The following is an 18,935-nucleotide window of genomic DNA, read 5'->3' as shown; positions in this document are numbered from 1 at the left end:
AGAGCTATTTATTTTTAATTATAATTGTTTGCTTGTTTACTGTTTCGGCAGCAGGCGCTAAAGAAATAAATAATGAAACAAATGATTTGTTGTCTATTGATAATGACAATTCAGTTGTATTATGTGAATCTGAAATTTTAAATAGTGATTCTGACGGGTCATTTACTGATTTAGCAAATGAAATTTCAAATTCCGGCAGCGAATTAATACTTAATAAGAATTATAAGTATAATGATTCTCAAGACCTTGTTTTTATTAATGGATTTACAATTGAAAAAGATAATTTTGTAATAGACGGACGAGGATATACTATTAGTGGTGAAAATGAAGCATCCATATTCAATTTCATGGGAAATAATGTAGTTTTAAAGAATATTAATTTTATAAAAGCTTTTTCAATTAATGATGGTGGTGCGGTTTATTTCAATGGAAACGGTACTTTGCAAAATTGTAGCTTTGACCATGTTAGCTCTGTAAATGGTGGTGCGGTTTATTTCAATGGGAATGCTATTATAAAGGATTGTAACTTTACCTGGAATTATGCTGATCAAAATGGTGGTGCAGTTTACTTTGCCGCTGATGCATTAGTTGAAAACTCTAATTTAAATGGTAATCAGGCATTGCGTGCCGGTGCAATTTATGCTGGTGGGAATGCAATTGTAAAGCATTCCAATTTTATTTTGGACACTGCAGGACTGGATGCCGGAGCAATTCTATTTAATAATACTGGATATGTTGACTATTGTAATTTTAATACCAATCAGGCCGGATCAGAGTCACTTGGAGGTGCTATAGTATTTCGTGATGATGGAATTGTGAACAATAGTGTCTTTTACTTTAATATGGCTTTAGGAAATGCAGGTGCAATTGAATTTAAGAAAAATGGAACTGTGGAAAATTCTGTTTTTACTAGGAATCATGCTGCTCGCAGTAATGGTGCGATTCTTTTTAGGCAGGAAGGCAGAGTAAAATCATGTAATTTCACTAATAATTCTGCAGACTCATATGCCGGTGCAATTGAATTTGAATTAGATGGATATGTTGATTCCTGTAATTTTAATAACAACACTGGAGTTAGTGGAGGAGCGATAATATTTAGTAATGCGGGAACTATCAGTAATTCTAATTTCATTAATAATAAAGCATTAAGGATATATGGTGGAGCAGTTTCCGGAGTTAATTCTCCTTTAACAATAACAAACAGTTTATTTTTAGATAATAAAGCTAAATCATCAGTATACTATACGACTAATTTTACTTTTAGATTTTCTGGCAGTGAAAGTTTGTTCCATGCAGTACAAGTGCAAAAATGTAATTTTTCCAATGTTACTTATTGGAACGGCAGTATTGTAAACAGTGATGATGTAATGCCTTCTTTATTCAGTTTTCCGGGCATAAATGTAACTGTTGAAATTTACAATTCAAATAACACTTTGGTTGATAACGTTACATTAATCACAAATGCCGATAATCTGGTTTATTATAATCCTTCCAATTTAATCGCTGGAAATTATACTTTTAAGGCTTATCATGCAGATGATAGTTATTATTATGCTTCATATGTGTCTGATGGTTCCTTTTCTTTAAAAGATGCTAAAGTCGATGTTAATCCGAAGTATTTGGATTTGCTTGTAGGTGAAAGTAATAAACTTTATCCGATCACTGATCCTGAAGGATTGAACGTTAAGTTTATCTCAAGTGATGATTCTGTTGTGGCTGTTGATGATGAAGGTAATGTTCTGGCTGTTGGTGAAGGTAATGCTACCATTACCGTGGCTGTTGGCGGTGATGGTGTATATGGTATAAATTCAACCGATGTGTATGTTGTATGTAAATCCCCTAAGAAAGATTTGAATGTTAGTTTATATGCTGATCCGATTACTGTTGGTGAGGATGCTGTTGTTGTGATGTCTGGTTTGGCTAATGCTACGGGAAACATTACACTTAAAGTTAATGGTGGAGAGTATCAGTTCCCTATTACAGGCAGTGAGATGGCATTTGGCATTCCTTTTTTATATGAAAATACTACTGCTGTTTTTACCTATCCTGGTGATGAAAACTACAATGGATTTACTGAAAGTGTAGATATTATTGTTAATCGTGTTGATTCAAACATTTCCCTTGTTGTGGATGATAGTTTTGAAGGAAATCCATATTATGTTAATGTTTTACTCCCTGGTAGTGCTACTGGTAATGTTACGATTATTTTAAATGGCAAAAAACAAACGATTGACATTGATGATGCTGAGATTTTCCCTATAATCGGAACTCTGATTATGATGGTTACCTATGATAATTTAACAGTGGGAGATTATAACGTTACTGCTATTTATCATGGTGATGAATACTTTAGTCCGTCTAATGCTTCAGCACACTTTACTATATCTCCAAAAGAAAACGTTACAATGAATGTTAGTGCTTTACCGGTTGATGAAGGTGAAAACATCACTATTAATATTGAATTGCCTGAGGATGCTATTGGTGCTACTGTTACTGCTGTTGTTGATGGTGAAAACATCACTGTTCAGGTTATGGACCCTGATGTTGCAATAACTCTTCCAGCTTTACCTGCAGGTAACTACACAGTTCCTGTAATTTATTCAGGTAATTATAAGTATTATTCACTTGCTGAAGATGTAAATGTTAGTGTTAAAAGTAAATCTGACATTATAAATGCTCCTGATGTAACCAAGTACTTCAATGGTCCTGAAAGATTTGCTGTAACTGTAACCGATTTTGAAGGCAATCCTTTAGCAAACAAATCTGTTGTTATAAATATTAATGGTGTTTCATACTCCAGAACTACTGATGCTAATGGTAGTGCAAGCATTGCTCTTGGATTGAATTCCGGGGTTTATGATGTCAACATTACGGTTGATAATCAAACTGTAAATGCAGTTGTATCCATTTTAACAACCGTCAATGGTACTGACCTTATTAAAGTCTTCAGAAATGCAACTCAATACTTTGCTACATTCCGTGACAGCCAAGGAAACTATCTCAAAGATGGTGAAGCTGTCAGATTCAACATCAATGGTGTAATGTATGACCGTCAAGTTTCCGGAAATGAAGGTTTAGCAAAATTGAACATTAACCTGAATCAAGGACAATATGTAATCACTGCAATGAATCTTGTAACCGGTGAATCTAGTGCAAATAACATCACTGTTATTCCAAGGATTATTGAAAACTATGATATAATCAAATATTATAGAAACGGAACTCAGTACACTGTTAAAGTCATTGGTGGTGATGGAAATCCTGTCGGTGCAGGTGAAAATGTATCATTCAACATTAATGGTGTGTTCTATACTCGCCAAACCGATGCAAACGGTACTGCTAAGTTAAACATTAACTTACAGCCTGGAAATTATGTAATAACTGCTGAATACAAAGATTGTCTTGTATCAAATAACATTAAGGTTTTACCAATTTTAAATGCCACTGACCTGACTAAAAAATATGGTACTTCTGATCAATTCGTTGCAACACTCGTCGACGGTCAGGGTAAAGCTTATAGTGAACAGAAAGTTCAGTTCAACATTAATGGCATATTCTATTACAGAACAACTGATGCTTTCGGTCAAGCAAAACTAAATATTAACTTAATGCCTGGCGAATACATTATAACTTCAAGTTATAACGGTTCAAGCATTGCAAACAAAATAACTATTAATGGTTGAGGATTAACATTCTCAACACTTTTTTTATTTTTAAATATTATTCATTGATTTTCACATTTTTTCATTCTTTTTTTCAGAATTTTTCGCAAAAAAAGCTTTTTTATTCCTAAAAATCACTATATATATTTATATCTTTTGATAAACTTTTAACTATGTTTTAGGCATTTATTTGATTAACGGCTTAAAATGGGGGAAAATTATGAGAAGAAAGTTTTTAATAGTGATTTGTCTGATTTTATTCATTGTGTCTATTAGTGCAGTTTCTGCAGCGGATGATTTAAATCAGACGGCAGATGATGATACATTAAGCGTTTCACAAGAAAGTGAGTTGGGTGTTGATGATGGAACATTTGCAACTCTTCAAAATAAAATTAAACAAGCTCCTGCAGGCTCAACAATCAATCTGGAAAATGATTATAGGTATAATTCAGATGTTGACCCTTTTTATGGGATAGGAATCGATAAGGCATTGACCATTAATGGAAATGGACATACTCTTGATGGATTGAAGACTTCAAGAATATTTGAGATTAATACTGAAGATTTTGTAACATTTAATAATATAAGATTTGTCAATGGAATATCTGAGTGGCATGGTGGGGCAATCTGCCATGGTTCAATACTTACTTATGGTAATTTGATAATTGATAATTGTTATTTCATTGATAACCATGCGAACCAATACGGCGGTGCAATTATGGCAAATTATGCAAAAGTGAGCAATTCTTATTTTATTAATAATCATGCAGAAGATGAAGCTGGTGCAGTTTTCTGTAATGGTGCAGATATAATGAACTGTGAATTTAGGGATAATTATGTTGTAAATAATGATGCTGGAGCAATCCATATATCTGATTATGGTGATAGTCCAGCTACTTCCAGCATCAAACAATCAAAATTCATCAATAACCGTGCAGGAGGTAGTGGTGGGGCAGTAGATACATTGTGTCCTTTAACTATTTCGGATTGTTATTTCCAAGATAATTTTGCTGGATGGGATGGTGGTGCATTACACGCAGATAATAATTTTAACATATTGAATAGTGTGTTCAATAATAATCATGCAGAAATTGATGGCGGTGCCATATCCATCTTGAAAGATTGTTGCAGTGAAATCCATAATTCTAATTTTGTTAATAACACTGCTCATGAGGGCAGTGCAATCTATTATGATGAAAATGATGAAGAAAATTCAAAAATATATAATGGTAACTTCATCAATAATTTCGCAGAATATGGCGGATGGTATCATGGCAAGTATAATGGTGCAATTTATGGTGAATGTGAAATATATGGTTCCAATTTCATTAATAATTATGTCAAAATCTATGATCCATCAGATATAGGATTTAATTTATTTTTAGTTTTCCAGAATGGGACTGCTTCACCAAATTCAAAAATTGAATTATGCCAGTTCCAGGATGAAGACGAAAATGTGGTAATATTTGATTCAGGCATGAACGTTAATGCCAAATTAACCAATAGGGATACTGGAAAAGTTCATTATATTACATTATACTATGATTCTAAATCATTTGGATATTATTATGAATGTAAACTTGAAGATGGAATATATGATGTAACCGGTTCTGCAGATGTAGAGTACCTTGAGGTTAAGGATGGTGTTTTGATAGTTGACGGGGACACCAATTACGCATTGACAGTTCAGAATCTGACCAAATATGTCGGAGGTCCTGAAAAACTTACTGCTACTGTTGTCAATGGAAAGGGCAGGCTGGTTCCGGGCATTGATGTCAAGTTCAATATTAACGGTAAGGATTATACGAGGACTACAGATTCCAATGGTGTGGCCTCAATAAATATTAACTTGGGTGCTGGAAACTACACGATTAAATGTAGTTGCGCTGAGAGTAGCTGTGAGGCATTGGTTCAGGTCATTTCAACATTGTATGGTGATGATTTGACTAAATACCATAAGAATGCAAGTCAGTATTACATTACCTGTCTTGACACTAAAGGTGGCAAAATTGCTAGTGGAAGCGTTGAATTCAATATCAATGGGGTATTTTACACAAGAAGCATTATTGATGGTGTTGCCCGCATGAACATTAACCTTAATCCTGGCGAATACATCATCACTGCAAGAAACCTGGTAAATGATGAGTTGCATTCAAATAAAATAAAAGTATTGACGACTATTGTTGAGAACTATGATTTAACTAAATATTATAAGAATGATTCCCAGTACAGAGTCAGGCTTCTGGACGGACAGGGAAATCCTGTAGGAAAAGGAGTTACTATAGAGTTCAACATCAATGGTGTATTCTATGAGAGAATATCTGATGAAAATGGCTATGTCAAAATGAACATCAACCTGAATCCCGGAACATATGTTATAACGGCCAATTATAATGGTCTAATGGCATCAAATAGTATTGAAGTTCTTCCAATTATCAATGCTAATGATTTGGTAATGTCTTACAAGGATGGTTCTAAATTTGAAGCGACTTTACTTGACAATCAGGGTAAGTCTTTTGCCAATCAGACACTTACATTCAACATCAATGGTGTGATGTACAACAAAATAACTGATGGCAGTGGTATTGCCAGATTAAACATTAATCTAATGCCTGGAGAATATATCATAACTTCCATGTATGAAAACGGCGCTGCAATTTCAAACAGAGTAACCATTAGAAGTTGAGGATTAATATTCTCAACACTTTTTTTATTTTTAAATATTTTTAGATTTTTATCTTTATTTTTAAATTTTTTCAAAAGAAAAGCCATATTCCTTAAAATCACCACATATTTATAGTGCTTTTTATAGAATCTTATCTATATTTAATGTATTATATTTTAATAAAAGGCTTAAAATAGGGAAAATTATGAAGAGAAAGTTTTTAATATTAATTTGTCTGGCTTTGTTTATTGTTTCTATTGCATGTGTATCGGCAGCAGAAGATGTAAATCAGACAGTTGATAATGATGCATTAAGTGTATCAGTTGACAATGAATTAGGTGCGAAAGATAATGGAACTTTCACGGCACTGCAAGAAAAAATCAATAATGCCGCTGAAGGTTCTACAATAAATTTGGAAAATGATTATAAGTATGATGAAGGTTTTAGAAAAGAGGGTATTTCTATTAATAAAGAATTAAAAATTAATGGAAACGGCTATACAATCGATGGAAGTAATGGAGCTCGAATTTTTGAAATTCTTTCTAATGATGTTACTGTAAGAAATATTAAGTTTATTAATGGAAATGCTGTTAATAATCAGAATGGTGGTATAGGGGCTGCTATTTATAATATGGGAAATAATACTAATGTTATTGCTTGTGATTTTATAAATAATTCCGCTGCACATTCTGGGGGTGCAATTTATGCTAAGGGTCCTGTTGCTATCATTAACTGTAGTTTTATAGCCAATACTGCTGATTCTTCTGAATATTCTGCTGGATCTAACTTTGGCGGCGCCATTGCTTGTGAAGAAAGTTTTGTTATTAATAATTGTATTTTTGGAGATAATGGTGCTCAGTCAGGTTCCTCAATTTATTTTGAACTAAGTACTTTAGGCAGTATGGATAATTGTACTTTTGCTGATGGACCCCAATCTGATGCCGTGATTTTTCTCAATAAGTCTCTTAGTTATGGTGCTGCATCTCCTTTAAAAACAGATTTCACCAATTTAAAATTTAATGATAATCTTAATTTATATGGTGGAGCAATATCCTTTTCAAATAATATTTTATCAATTGTCGGAAGCCATATTTCTACTTTCATCTCAGGAAATGTCTATGTTGATATTGCAGAAAACACGTTTAGAAATACTTTTGATTCTGAAGGTAAAGCAAATTTTGATTTAAACTTTATTTCTAACGGTACATGGGATACAAAAATTTCATATCGTGGAGATGGTAATTTTGCTCCTTTTGAAATAAACATTCCAATAACTATAAGACCGGTCATCAAATTAAATGTTCCTGATGTCACTAAAGAATATGGCGGTCCTGAAAGATTAATGATTACTTTAACGGAATCTAATTACCCTATTGTCGATGCTAATGTTACAATTAATATAAATGGTCAAAATTATACCAAGACTACTGATATTGTTGGTAGGACTTCTTTAGACTTGGACTTTGATGCAGGCAGTTATGATGCTACCGTATTTTATAAAGACATTTCAAAAACCGCTAAAGTTATTATTAATAAGTTAGCTACTAAAACTGTTCTGTATTATAATAATATTACGCCTAATAGTTTTACTTTAACAGCTTTTATTGGCCCGTTAAACGCATCTGGTGATGTGGTTTTCACTGTTAACGGCAAGGATTATCTTTCTAATGTAACTGACGGTAAAGCCACATATACCTTAAACAATTTGGGTGTCGGATCATATTCTGCAGTAGCCAATTATAAGGGTGATGTCAATCACGAGGCATCTGTTTCAAATTCAGTCGGCTTTGATGTTAAAATTGAGGTCATCGCTCCCGATTTAACCAAGTATTATCATGGTCCTGAAAGGTTTGTTGTAACTGTTACGGATGACAATAAACCTGTTGTGGGAAAAAATGTTACTATTACTCTTAATGGAGTTCCTTATAAGAGGACTACTGATGCTAACGGTCAGGGTTCAATGGCAATCAACCTGAATAGTGGTGTTCATACTGCAGTCTCAGAATTTGAAGGCATTAAGGTTCAATCAACCATTACTGTTAAGCCAACAATTTCTGCAAACAATGTAACTAAGATTTACAGAAACGACACGCAGTACTATGCTACATTTACAGACACTGTCGGTAACTTATTAAAAAATTCTGATGTTAACTTCAATATCAACGGTGTATTCTACACCAGAAAAACCAATAATCAGGGTGTTGCAAAACTAAACATCAACTTGAACCCTGGTAATTATATTATCACTGCCATAAATCCTGTTTCTACAGAACGCTATGGGAATCTAATTAAAGTATTGCCTTCAATTGTTGCATATGACTTGACCAAATACTACAAAAATGCATCTCAATTGATATTTAGATTGCTTGACAATCAGGGAAGGCCTGTTGGTGCTGGTGTTAGCGCAACAATAAACATCAATGGAGTATTTTATACCAAACAGTCCGATGCTTCAGGATTTGTTAGAATGAACATTAACCTCAATCCCGGAACTTACATTGCAACCATTGAACATAATGGCCTTTTGATGTCAAGTACTGTTAAAGTGTTGCCTATTCTGGAGGCAAAAGATGTTGTAATGAAATATCGTGACGGAACCAAGTTTGAAGCGAAATTGCTTGACGGTCAGGGTAAGCCTTTTGCCAATCAGACACTTACATTCAACATTAATGGTGTAATGTACAACAGAATAACTGATGGCAGTGGTATTGCCCGCCTAAACATTAATCTAATGCCTGGGGAATACATTATAACTTCCATGTATTCAAACGGTGCGGCAATTGCAAATCGAGTAACTGTTAGAGGTTGAGGATTATATTCTCAACTATTTTTTTATTTTTGAATTCTTTTTAGTGTTTTTCACATTTTTCATCATTATTTTTATAATTTTTCGCAAAAAAAGCTTTTTTATTCCTTAAAATCACTATATATATATCTTTTGATAAAATTTTAACTATATTTTAGGCATTTATTTAATTAACGGCTTAAAATGGGGGAAAATCATGAAGAGAAAATTTTTAATATTATTTTGTCTGGTTGTATTTATTGTTTCTGTTGCCGGTGTTTCGGCTGCAGAAGATGTAAATCAGACAATTGAGGATAATGGGTTAAGTGTATCGCAAGATGATGAAATAATTGCAGATTTTGAACCGTTACAAGAAAAGATTAATAAAGCCCAGCCAGGTTCTACAATAAATTTGGACACCAATTATGTTGCTTATTATGATTCACCAATTATTATTGAAAAAGCCATAACTATTAATGGAAATAATCATATTATTGATGGAAATGAGAAAAGTCGTTTATTCATGGTTAAATCAGATAATGTTGTTTTAAATAACATTAATTTTATCAATGGATATGTTTCACGTAATAATGGTGGTGCTGCAATTTATTCTGAAGGTAATTTAATTTTAAATAATTGTAATTTTGAAAATAATTTTGCAGAAGAGCGATGGGATGGCGGTGATGGTGGCGCTATTTATACAAATGGTACTTTAAGTGTTAATGGTTGTATTTTTAGAAATAATATTGCTGAAGTTAGTGGTGGTGCTATTTATTCAAGAAATGCTTTGACAATAACTGATTCCATATTTTGCGATAATGTTGCAAGCGATATGGCTGGAGGAGCCATAAGTGTATCATGTGATGGTTGTTCTAATAGTATAGATAACAGTACTTTTGAAAATAACATTGCAAGAAGAGGCGGCGCTATATCCACTGGAAATTCAATTGTAATAAGTAATTCAAGATTTATTAATAATACTGCTACTGGTAATCAATATAGTAATGATGGCGGCGGTGCTATCTATTTAAATTCATATTCTGTTGAATACTTCACAAGTAATAATAATGCTTTTGTTAATAATAATGGTGGTGCAATTTATTCTGAAAATTATGAATTATCTATAATTAAATCTTTAATTAACAGCAGTAATATATGTCACAAAGGTGATGGACATATTCATTTTGATAATAATATTTTTATTAATATTTATTTAGATGCTGCTTATATTGGAGATAGTTTAGCTACAGTTTACAATTGTAATTTTGTTAATTCAAATTTAGAGTTCAATTCAGCTACAATAAATTCATCTTTTTTTGAAAATAGTTATATGGATGCCGTTAATAACTTAAAAATATCTAATTGTGAATTCATTGGAAATATTGACCGTCCTTTTATTCGTTTTGGTTATTATGTAGTCACAAATCCTTCAATATCATTAAATAATAATAAAATGTCTGGAACTTTTGATTATGATATTGATGTTAATGAATATAATTGTTTTGAATCACCAATGTTTGTTTCATTCTATAATAGAAGCATTGAATCTTCGGGTAATATAAATGATATTTGTAAGATTTTTGATTCAGATAATAATACAATTTGTATCAATAATGGATTTGATGCAAGTATTAAAAATGTATATTATCCTCCGTTTGAAAATAGCATATCTATAAAGTGGGATGATAAAAATAAATATTACGTTGCTATTCCCAAAGGTTATTATTCAGAATATACTTTAGATAAAGGATTGTATGAAATATATTCAGAGAATTCCTATTTAAGGAATAAACAAACTGGTTTTATAAGAGTTGGTTCTTTTGATGATTCTTTAAATAAATTAATTTATGAAGCTAAATCTGGGGATACAATTAATTTAAATAAGGATTATACATGTTCCATCCCAGTATATATAGATAAACCATTAACAATCAATGGAAATGGCCATATTATTAATGGAAATAATAATAGGATTTTTTTCATTAAATCATCTGGTGTTGAAATCAATGATATAATATTTATAAACGGTTATACTAATCTTGATGAAAATGAGGTATACAGTGGGGGAGCCATCTATTCTAAAGGACACAATGTTTTGATTAAGAATTCTGTATTTAAAAATAATAAAGGATATTTTGCAGGTGCTGTCGATTTAGAAGGTAGGAATAACCATGTTAAAAATTGTACTTTTATAGATAACTCTGTAATAATTAAACCTGGTGAGAAAATAACAATATCTCACTATGAATCTGGTCATGAAGTAGAAATTGTTTATACTTATCAAAATTCTTCAGGTGCAATTGTGTGGGTTGGAGATAATGGAATTTTAGAAAATTGTGAGTTTATTAACAATAATGGTTACTATAGTGATGTTTATTGGATAGGAAAAAACGGCAAAATAATTAATTCAACAATCAAGTTAGAAGTTCCTGATGTCACTAAAAATTATGGTGGCCCTGAAAATTTAGAAATCACTTTAACTGAATCTGATTCTCCTATTGCTAATGCTAAAGTTAACATTAATATTAACGGCGGTGACTATACTAGGACTACTGACAGTAATGGTAAGGCTTCCTTGCCTATTAATTTAAATGCGGATACTTATATTGCTACAGTATCTTATCAAGATATTTCAACCAAGGCTATAGTCACTGTTAATAAATTGGCCAGTAAAACTAGTTTGGCTTATACTAAAAATGCCTATAATTCTGTTACTTTGACTGCTTCTGTTAATCCGTCTTCTGTGAGCGGTAAAGTTACTTTCAATGTTAATGGAAAGGATTACGCCGCTACTGTTAGTGATGCTAAGGCTACCTACACTTTGAATAATTTGGCTGTTGGTTCGTATTCTGCTGTGGCAAAGTATAAGGGTGATGTTAATCATAAGGAATCTTCTTCCAATTCTGTCAGGTTTACTGTTGAGGATGTAAAAGTAGATGTTATTGCTCCTGATTTGACTAAGTATTATAAAGGTCCTGAAAGGTTTGTCGTAACCGTAAAAGAGGATAATGTGCCTGTTGTAGGCAAGGATGTAACCATTAATCTTAATGGTGTTCCTTATACAAGAACTACAGATAGTAATGGTGCTGCATCAATGGCAATTAACTTGGATAGTGGAATATATAACGTTACAAGTGAATTTGAAGGAATAAAAGTTTATTCTACCATTACTGTTAAGACAACTATTGAATCTAAGGATATAACAAAAATATTCAGAAACGACACACAGTATTACGCTACATTCAGGGATTCTAACGGTAACCTGTTAAGAAATACTGATGTTAACTTCAATATTAATGGTGTATTCTATACAAGAACCACTAATGAAAACGGTGTTGCACGTATGAACATTAACCTTCTTCCTAAGCAGTATGTTTTAACAGCTATGAACCCAGTTTCTGGTGAATCATGTGGAAATCTTATCACTGTTCTGCCTAATATTGTGGAAAACTATGATTTAACCAAATATTATAAAAATGCATCTAAATTCACTTTCAGACTGCTTGATAATAAGGGAAATCCTGTTGGTGCAGGCGTCAGCGCTTCATTAAATATCAACGGTGTTTTCTATACCAGAACAACTGATGAAAACGGATACATCAATATGAATATTAACTTAAATCCAGGTACTTACATTGCAACTATTATGTATAACGGCTTAAGTTTAGCCAATACCATTAAAGTGTTGCCTATTTTGGAAGCTAAGGATGTTGTAATGAAATATCGTGATGGAACCAAGTTCGAAGCGAAATTGCTTGACGGTCAAGGTAAGCCTTATGCTGAACAATCTGTAACCTTTAACATTAACGGTGTATTATACAACAGACCAACTGACAGTTCAGGTACGGCAAAATTAAACATTAACTTGATGCCTGGAGAATATATCATAACATCCATGTATGAAAACGGTGCTGCAATTTCAAACAGAGTAACTATTAGAAGTTGAGATTAATTTCTCAACACTTTTCTTCTTTTTTTGTAGATAATTGCTTTTTTATCTTATATCGTAGAGTATTAATTTTTTCGTTTATTAGTTGTTCGAGATCTCGAATCATGATGTTATCGATATGGGTTGTTATGATATTTTTGTATTCTAGTAAGTACTGATTTAACTATGCAAATAATTAACTATTTAATTTATTATTTACCTAACTTCATAATTAACTATCAATTTAATTAACCATATTTTTAATATTATTAATACATTTAAATACTAATCATATTTACCTTTGCTAGATGTACAGTAAGCAACATATTTAGAAGCATTATTAAATGTCCTACCGAGCCAATAAGATATTTTTATATGGATTAATAAAATAATCTACATGGACGATGAAACACTAAAAATAATGGGATATGTTATCAGCTCAACATACAGGACAGAAGTCATAAAAACATTGATTGATGGACCAAAAATTCCATCCAAAATCGCTGCTGATATCGGAATCAAACAAAACCATATCAGTAATGTGCTAAATCAGTTAAAAAAGAAGCAATTAATCAGACTAATCAATCCTGATGTTAAAAAGGGGAGGCTTTATGAATTGGCAGATTTAGGATTGGAGATTGCTAAAGAATTAAAATGATTCATAAAAATTAAATGCACATTCCCCATATGTACTAATCTAAATACAAGTTTTAATTGAGTGAAACTTATTAGAAAACATCATTTTACAAAATATATATATAAAAATTAATAGAATTTTAACTATAGATAAAAAGAGGTATTTAAAAATGAATATTAAAAGAATATTGTTAATATCTATTGTAATGTTAGCTATTTTGGCTTCTTTTAGCGTAGTTAGTGCAGGATTGTTTGATTCTGGAAAAACTACAGTAAATGGAATTGAATTTAATGTAGATGGCTTTAAGGATATGGGTACTGATGGATTACCACCAATTATTGTAAGTGATGGTTCAAATGTCGAAACAAAATGTTTTAATGATGATAATGGACAGCATTTAACAATAAGAGTTTATGATAATCCAAATAAGAATCTTTCATTAAGTAATATTACATACCAGGGCGTAAGTAGTGATTCTAAACCTATTAATAGTTCTCATGGCGGAAAAGACGGTATTGAGGTAAAAGGCGGTCACGGAATAGTGGAATTTGCTTACATACAAGATGGTAAGCTTGTTGTTCTGGAAGGTCAATCATATGGTAACCTACTTTCTTATAGTATTGGTGATAAAAAGATATCCCTTGACGATATCATAAAAGTATAATGTATAATATTATATAACTATATATGAGGCAAAAAAACTAGTCTTTACTGGTTTTACGAATGAAGACTGTTGAATTAATGAAAATAAAGTTCATATGGACTTTATTCTTCATATTAATTATTTTTTGTATTTCCATAAAAGCATAACCTAACCTATCTAATTCACCAAAGGATAATTAAACCAATTATCTTGTGTTAATAATATCTTCTTTTAATTTAGCAAATTCATCATCAGACAACACCGGCTTACCTTCGAACTTCACCGGTTTGTCCACATTCGCATATCTCATGCCAGCGGATCTACGCACATACTTAGGTTCGTCCAATTCGTAAACACGTAAAATCCATATTTGCGCAGGTTTTCTACCAAGATAATTTACCACAAGATATAATCATAAATTATATCATAATCCCACAATAAAAACATAAATGTATTAATCTTAACTAAAAATGGGGGGATGATTGAATGAAATGGTTTAAAGATGGAACTAATGGCATATGTCCAGAATGTGGAAATGAAATCGAAGATGTAAATGACAAATTTTGCAGTAATTGTGGATGGGAAATATCCGGACGAAAAGCAATATATGCTAAAAAGAAAAAAGAAAGTGAATTAACAAGTAATGGTGAAAGTAAACAATTTTCTGATAAAGATAAAAAACTTTTAGAAAAATATGGTTTAACTGATAGTAATCATTTTTTTGAATGCACTATTGAAGAAATGAGATATACAACTTTTAGTAACACAAATCAGAGAAATGTCCAACACGGATTTGTAGGAGTATATGATGATAAATTGGTTATTGCAAAACAAGGAGTTTTTATAAAATCTGATTTAGGTTCTAGAGTGGTATTTTTTAAAAATGTGGCAGCCATTGATTATGATGAAAGAGGTGTTTTTGGACTTTCTAGAAACCTAATTATTAACATGAAATCAAATGAACATGTTCAATTTAAGAATATTAGCAATAATGACTCATTAATAGTTATTGAAACTTTTAATAAGTTCATGGAAGTTGATAATCAACCACAAGCTGTTGAAGAAACTAACGTAATGGATGAATTATTAAAGGCTAAAGAACTTTTAGATGAAGGATTATTAACTAATGAAGAGTTTGCAAAACTAAAAGAAAAACTTTTAAAATAATGTTAATTCTATATAAGTCTGCAAATAATTGATTAAGTAATTAAGTAAGAAATTACAAAATTATTTAACAACATAGATGATGTGTTTTGATATTATGGTTAATGCTGTTTTGAATCAAGAGGATATTGATGCTGGAAGAGAAAAAATAGCTGAATTAGTTGCTAAATTTAATAATAATAAAAAATTTTACATTTCAAAGGAATTTAAAGAAGAAGAAGCTAAAATCGAATTTATTAATCCAATGTTTGAAGCTTTAGGTTGGGATATACATAACAAACAAGGTCATGGTCCGAATTTTAAAGAAGTAATTTTTGAAGAATCTCTTTCTATTGGAAAAGAAACAAAAGCTCCAGATTACTCATTTAGGCTAGGTGGACAATTAATTTACTATCTTGAAGCAAAAAAACCTAGTGTAAATATTAAAGATGATAGAAGTCCTGCATTTCAAGCAAGAAGATATGGTTGGAGTGCAAAGATACCTATAGTCATATTAACTGATTTTGAAGAATTAGCAGTATATGAAACATCATCTAAACCAAAAGAACATGAAAGAGCAAGTACAAATAGGGTTTTATATTACAACTGTGATGAATATATAGATAAATGGGAAGAGATTTATAGTTTGTTTAGTAAAGAAGCAGTTCAAAAAGAGTTATTTCAAAAATTTGTTGATGATAATACTTCAAAAACTAAAAAAGGAACACAATCTATTGATATAGAGTTTTTAAAAGATATTGAAAAATGGAGATTAATATTAGCTAGAAATATTGCATTAAGAAACAAAGATTTAACATTATCCGAATTAAACCTTGCAGTTCAATTAATTATTGATAGAATTGTTTTTTTCAGAATGGCAGAAGATAGGGGCATAGAGAGATACCAAACTTTGTATAAACTAGCTGAATCTGAAAACATTTACAAACAACTATGTGAAGTTTTTAGAAAAGCTGATTTAAAATACAATAGTGGTCTATTCCATTTTAATTTTACTCCCGATTACTCTGAATTTGTAGACAATATCACATTACAATTAAATATTGATGATGGTGTATTTAAAGAGATTTTCGCTGATTTATATTATCCCAAAAGTCCATATGAGTTTTCTGTAATCAGCCCAGAGATATTGGGAGATATTTATGAGAACTTTTTAGGTAGTATTATTCGTTTAACTCCATCACATCAAGCTAAAATAGAACAAAAACCCGAAGTTAAAAAAGCTGGTGGAGTATTCTACACACCACAGTACATTGTTGATTATATTGTTGAAAATACTGTAGGGGAATTAATTAAAGGGAAAACACCTAATCAAATAGCTAAATTAAGGATACTTGACCCTGCATGTGGCAGTGGCTCTTTTTTATTGAGAGCTTATCAAAAATTATTAGATTATCATTTAGAGTATTATATCGGTCTTAAACAACCTCCTAAAGAAGTTTATTATATTGGGAAGGATAATGTACCTAGATTAACCATTCGTGAGAAAAAAAGAATACTTACCAATAACATTTATGGTGTTGATATTGATGTAAATGCTGTTGAAGTAACAAAACTATCATTACTTCTTAAAGTACTGGAAGATGAAAATAAAGATGTTTTAGAACAACAACAGAAATTATATCAAGAAAAAGTGTTACCTAATTTATCTTATAATATTAAATGTGGAAATAGCTTAATAGGAATTGATATTTTAGACCAAGAAGACTTGGAACATGATGAAATTCTAAAATTAAACCCATTTAATTGGGAACATGAATTTCCATTAGTATTTGCGAATGATGGCTTTGATGCAGTGATTGGTAACCCCCCGTACATTCGTACACAAACAATGGATAAAACATCAATTAAGTATTACAAGAATAATTACTTGTCTTCTTCAAAAGGAAACTATGATATTTACATAATTTTCGTAGAAAAAGCATTACAGCTCCTAAATGAAAAAGGAATTTCTGGTTATATTTTACCCCATAAATTCTTTACAGCCAAATATGGTATGCCATTAAGGAAAATGATTTCTGAAAATAAGAATTTAAAGAAGATAATTCATTTTGGTGTAGAACAAGTCTTTGATAGTGCAACAACATATACTTGTCTTTTATTTTTAAGTAAATATGGAAATAAAAAATTTTATTTTGAAAAGATAAATAACTTAAATAAAATTAAAACAAAGTATTTGGAAGATAAACATAACTTATTAAGTTCAGATTTAGTTTCTTCAGATGAATGGGTATTTGTTGCTGGAAAAGAAGGTGATTTGTTTTATAAATTGTATAATATGCCTTTAAAACTTGTTGATAAAACCATTATTTCACAAGGTCTAGCCACAAGTGCTGACAAGATATACATTTTGCCATTAATTGAAAACAATGGCGATACTGCAAAAGTTGAATCTAAATTTTTAGATAAAACTTTATGTGTAGAAAATGACATTTTAAGACCATTATTGAAGGGTGCTGAAATTAAAAGATATGAAGAACCTAAAGTTAATAATCTATTAATATTCCCATATTCAGTAGAAAATGATGAATTAGTGCCTTTTTCAAGAAATGATATTAAAAAATATCCTTTAGCCTTTGATTATCTTAGTTTAACAAAAGATAAATTATTAAAAAGAAGTAATGTTGATTCAAAAAATTGGTGGTTATATCCTTATCCTAAAAACTTATTGATAATGAATAAACCTAAAATCATATATCAGGTATTGAGCCAACGAGGTTCATTTACACTAGATAATGATGGTGAATTTTATTATGTTGGTGGTGGTAATGCTGGAGGGTATGCTATAACAACTCAATCAAATAATATTGATGATTTGAAGTATTTGTTGGGTATTCTAAATTCCAAATTAACAACATTTTTTATTTCAAAAGTTGCTTCTGCATTTAAGGGTGGATATTATTCTTTTGGTAAACATTCTTTTGAGAAGTTTCCATTACCTTCTGAAGATTTAATAGATTCATCTTTGGTTGAATTAGTTGATAATATGATAAATTTGAACAAAAAACTTAATCTTGTAAAAACTCCCCAAGAAGAGAAACTATTAAAAATTCAACTTGATAATCTTGACCATCAGATTAATAATAAGGTTTATGAATTATATGGCTTAACAAGTGATGAAATTAAAATAATCGAAGATTCCATAAACGATTAGTTAAAAGCTGATTTTTTATTATCTTTTTATTTTCTAATGTCAATATTGTTCTGACTCTGTTATTTTCAAAAACTAGGTTATATTGTAGCGATTTATCTATAAAGACTTAAATAATTGCTTAATTAAATTATTAAGTAACTGATTTTATAGATTATATCTTAATACTGGGAAATAGTTAATCATAATTCAAAGGATTACTTCTCAAATGCTCTCACTAAATTTATTTATATGGCTAAATTAATAATGTTATTATAATTAATTACAACTCAAAAAAACTTGCCAATTTTTGTGTAGTTTTTC

The 18,935-nt window shown here is 30.9% G+C and carries 9 protein-coding genes; 8 read left to right on the top strand and 1 reads right to left on the bottom strand.

What is annotated here, in order from left to right; genetic code table 11:
- Positions 1 to 32: 32 nt before the first annotated feature.
- The 6 genes from ACKI5C_RS00390 (at position 33) to ACKI5C_RS00365 (ending at position 14,341) form a co-directional block, all read left to right on the top strand.
- On the top strand, positions 33 to 3,683 hold the full coding sequence (locus ACKI5C_RS00390) for an Ig-like domain-containing protein (protein WP_407430912.1): 3,651 nt from the start codon (positions 33 to 35) through the stop codon (positions 3,681 to 3,683).
- Positions 3,684 to 3,882: 199 nt separating this feature from the next.
- Positions 3,883 to 6,348: a hypothetical protein gene (locus ACKI5C_RS00385; RefSeq protein ID WP_407430910.1), complete on the top strand. Its 2,466-nt coding sequence runs from the start codon at positions 3,883 to 3,885 to the stop codon at positions 6,346 to 6,348.
- 184 nt (positions 6,349 to 6,532) lie between these two features.
- Positions 6,533 to 9,136, top strand: a complete 2,604-nt coding sequence (locus ACKI5C_RS00380; protein ID WP_407430908.1) for an Ig-like domain repeat protein — start codon at positions 6,533 to 6,535, stop codon at positions 9,134 to 9,136.
- A gap of 193 nt (positions 9,137 to 9,329) precedes the next feature.
- On the top strand, positions 9,330 to 13,058 hold the full coding sequence (locus tag ACKI5C_RS00375) for an Ig-like domain repeat protein (RefSeq protein WP_407430906.1): 3,729 nt from the start codon (positions 9,330 to 9,332) through the stop codon (positions 13,056 to 13,058).
- A 379-nt stretch (positions 13,059 to 13,437) separates the two neighbouring features.
- Entirely contained in the window at positions 13,438 to 13,698 is a 261-nt protein-coding gene (locus ACKI5C_RS00370; protein WP_407430904.1) for a transcriptional regulator, read from the top strand.
- 148 nt (positions 13,699 to 13,846) lie between these two features.
- On the top strand, positions 13,847 to 14,341 hold the full coding sequence (locus tag ACKI5C_RS00365; protein ID WP_407430902.1) for a hypothetical protein: 495 nt from the start codon (positions 13,847 to 13,849) through the stop codon (positions 14,339 to 14,341).
- Positions 14,342 to 14,525: 184 nt separating this feature from the next.
- On the opposite strand, the gene ACKI5C_RS00360 is transcribed toward ACKI5C_RS00365, so the two are convergent.
- Positions 14,526 to 14,723, bottom strand: a complete 198-nt coding sequence (locus tag ACKI5C_RS00360) for a DUF1802 family protein (protein WP_407430900.1) — start codon at positions 14,721 to 14,723, stop codon at positions 14,526 to 14,528.
- A gap of 83 nt (positions 14,724 to 14,806) precedes the next feature.
- On the opposite strand from ACKI5C_RS00360, the gene ACKI5C_RS00355 reads away from it, so the two are divergent.
- Together ACKI5C_RS00355 and ACKI5C_RS00350 are read left to right on the top strand one after the other, a co-directional pair.
- Positions 14,807 to 15,487, top strand: coding sequence for a zinc-ribbon domain-containing protein (locus ACKI5C_RS00355; protein ID WP_407430898.1), 681 nt, complete (start codon positions 14,807 to 14,809; stop codon positions 15,485 to 15,487).
- A gap of 94 nt (positions 15,488 to 15,581) precedes the next feature.
- Complete coding sequence (locus tag ACKI5C_RS00350) at positions 15,582 to 18,635, top strand: Eco57I restriction-modification methylase domain-containing protein (RefSeq protein WP_407430896.1); 3,054 nt, start codon at positions 15,582 to 15,584, stop codon at positions 18,633 to 18,635.
- Positions 18,636 to 18,935: the final 300 nt, after the last annotated feature.

Source organism: Methanobrevibacter sp. (genome assembly GCF_045646045.1).
Taxonomy (GTDB): Archaea; Methanobacteriota; Methanobacteria; order Methanobacteriales; family Methanobacteriaceae; genus Methanocatella.
The sequence above is the reverse complement of the archived record's forward strand: the minus strand, read 5'-3'. Positions and strand labels throughout refer to the sequence as shown.

Bases quoted from the DNA above. Each gene is read 5' to 3' on its own strand.
- ACKI5C_RS00385 (WP_407430910.1), top strand. From the start codon at position 3,883: ATGAGAAGAAAGTTTTTAATAGTGATTTGTCTGATTTTATTCATTGTG.
- ACKI5C_RS00380 (WP_407430908.1), top strand. From the start codon at position 6,533: ATGAAGAGAAAGTTTTTAATATTAATTTGTCTGGCTTTGTTTATTGTT.
- ACKI5C_RS00375 (WP_407430906.1), top strand. From the start codon at position 9,330: ATGAAGAGAAAATTTTTAATATTATTTTGTCTGGTTGTATTTATTGTT.
- ACKI5C_RS00370 (WP_407430904.1), top strand. From the start codon at position 13,438: ATGGACGATGAAACACTAAAAATAATGGGATATGTTATCAGCTCAACA.
- ACKI5C_RS00365 (WP_407430902.1), top strand. From the start codon at position 13,847: ATGAATATTAAAAGAATATTGTTAATATCTATTGTAATGTTAGCTATT.
- ACKI5C_RS00355 (WP_407430898.1), top strand. From the start codon at position 14,807: ATGAAATGGTTTAAAGATGGAACTAATGGCATATGTCCAGAATGTGGA.
- ACKI5C_RS00350 (WP_407430896.1), top strand. From the start codon at position 15,582: ATGGTTAATGCTGTTTTGAATCAAGAGGATATTGATGCTGGAAGAGAA.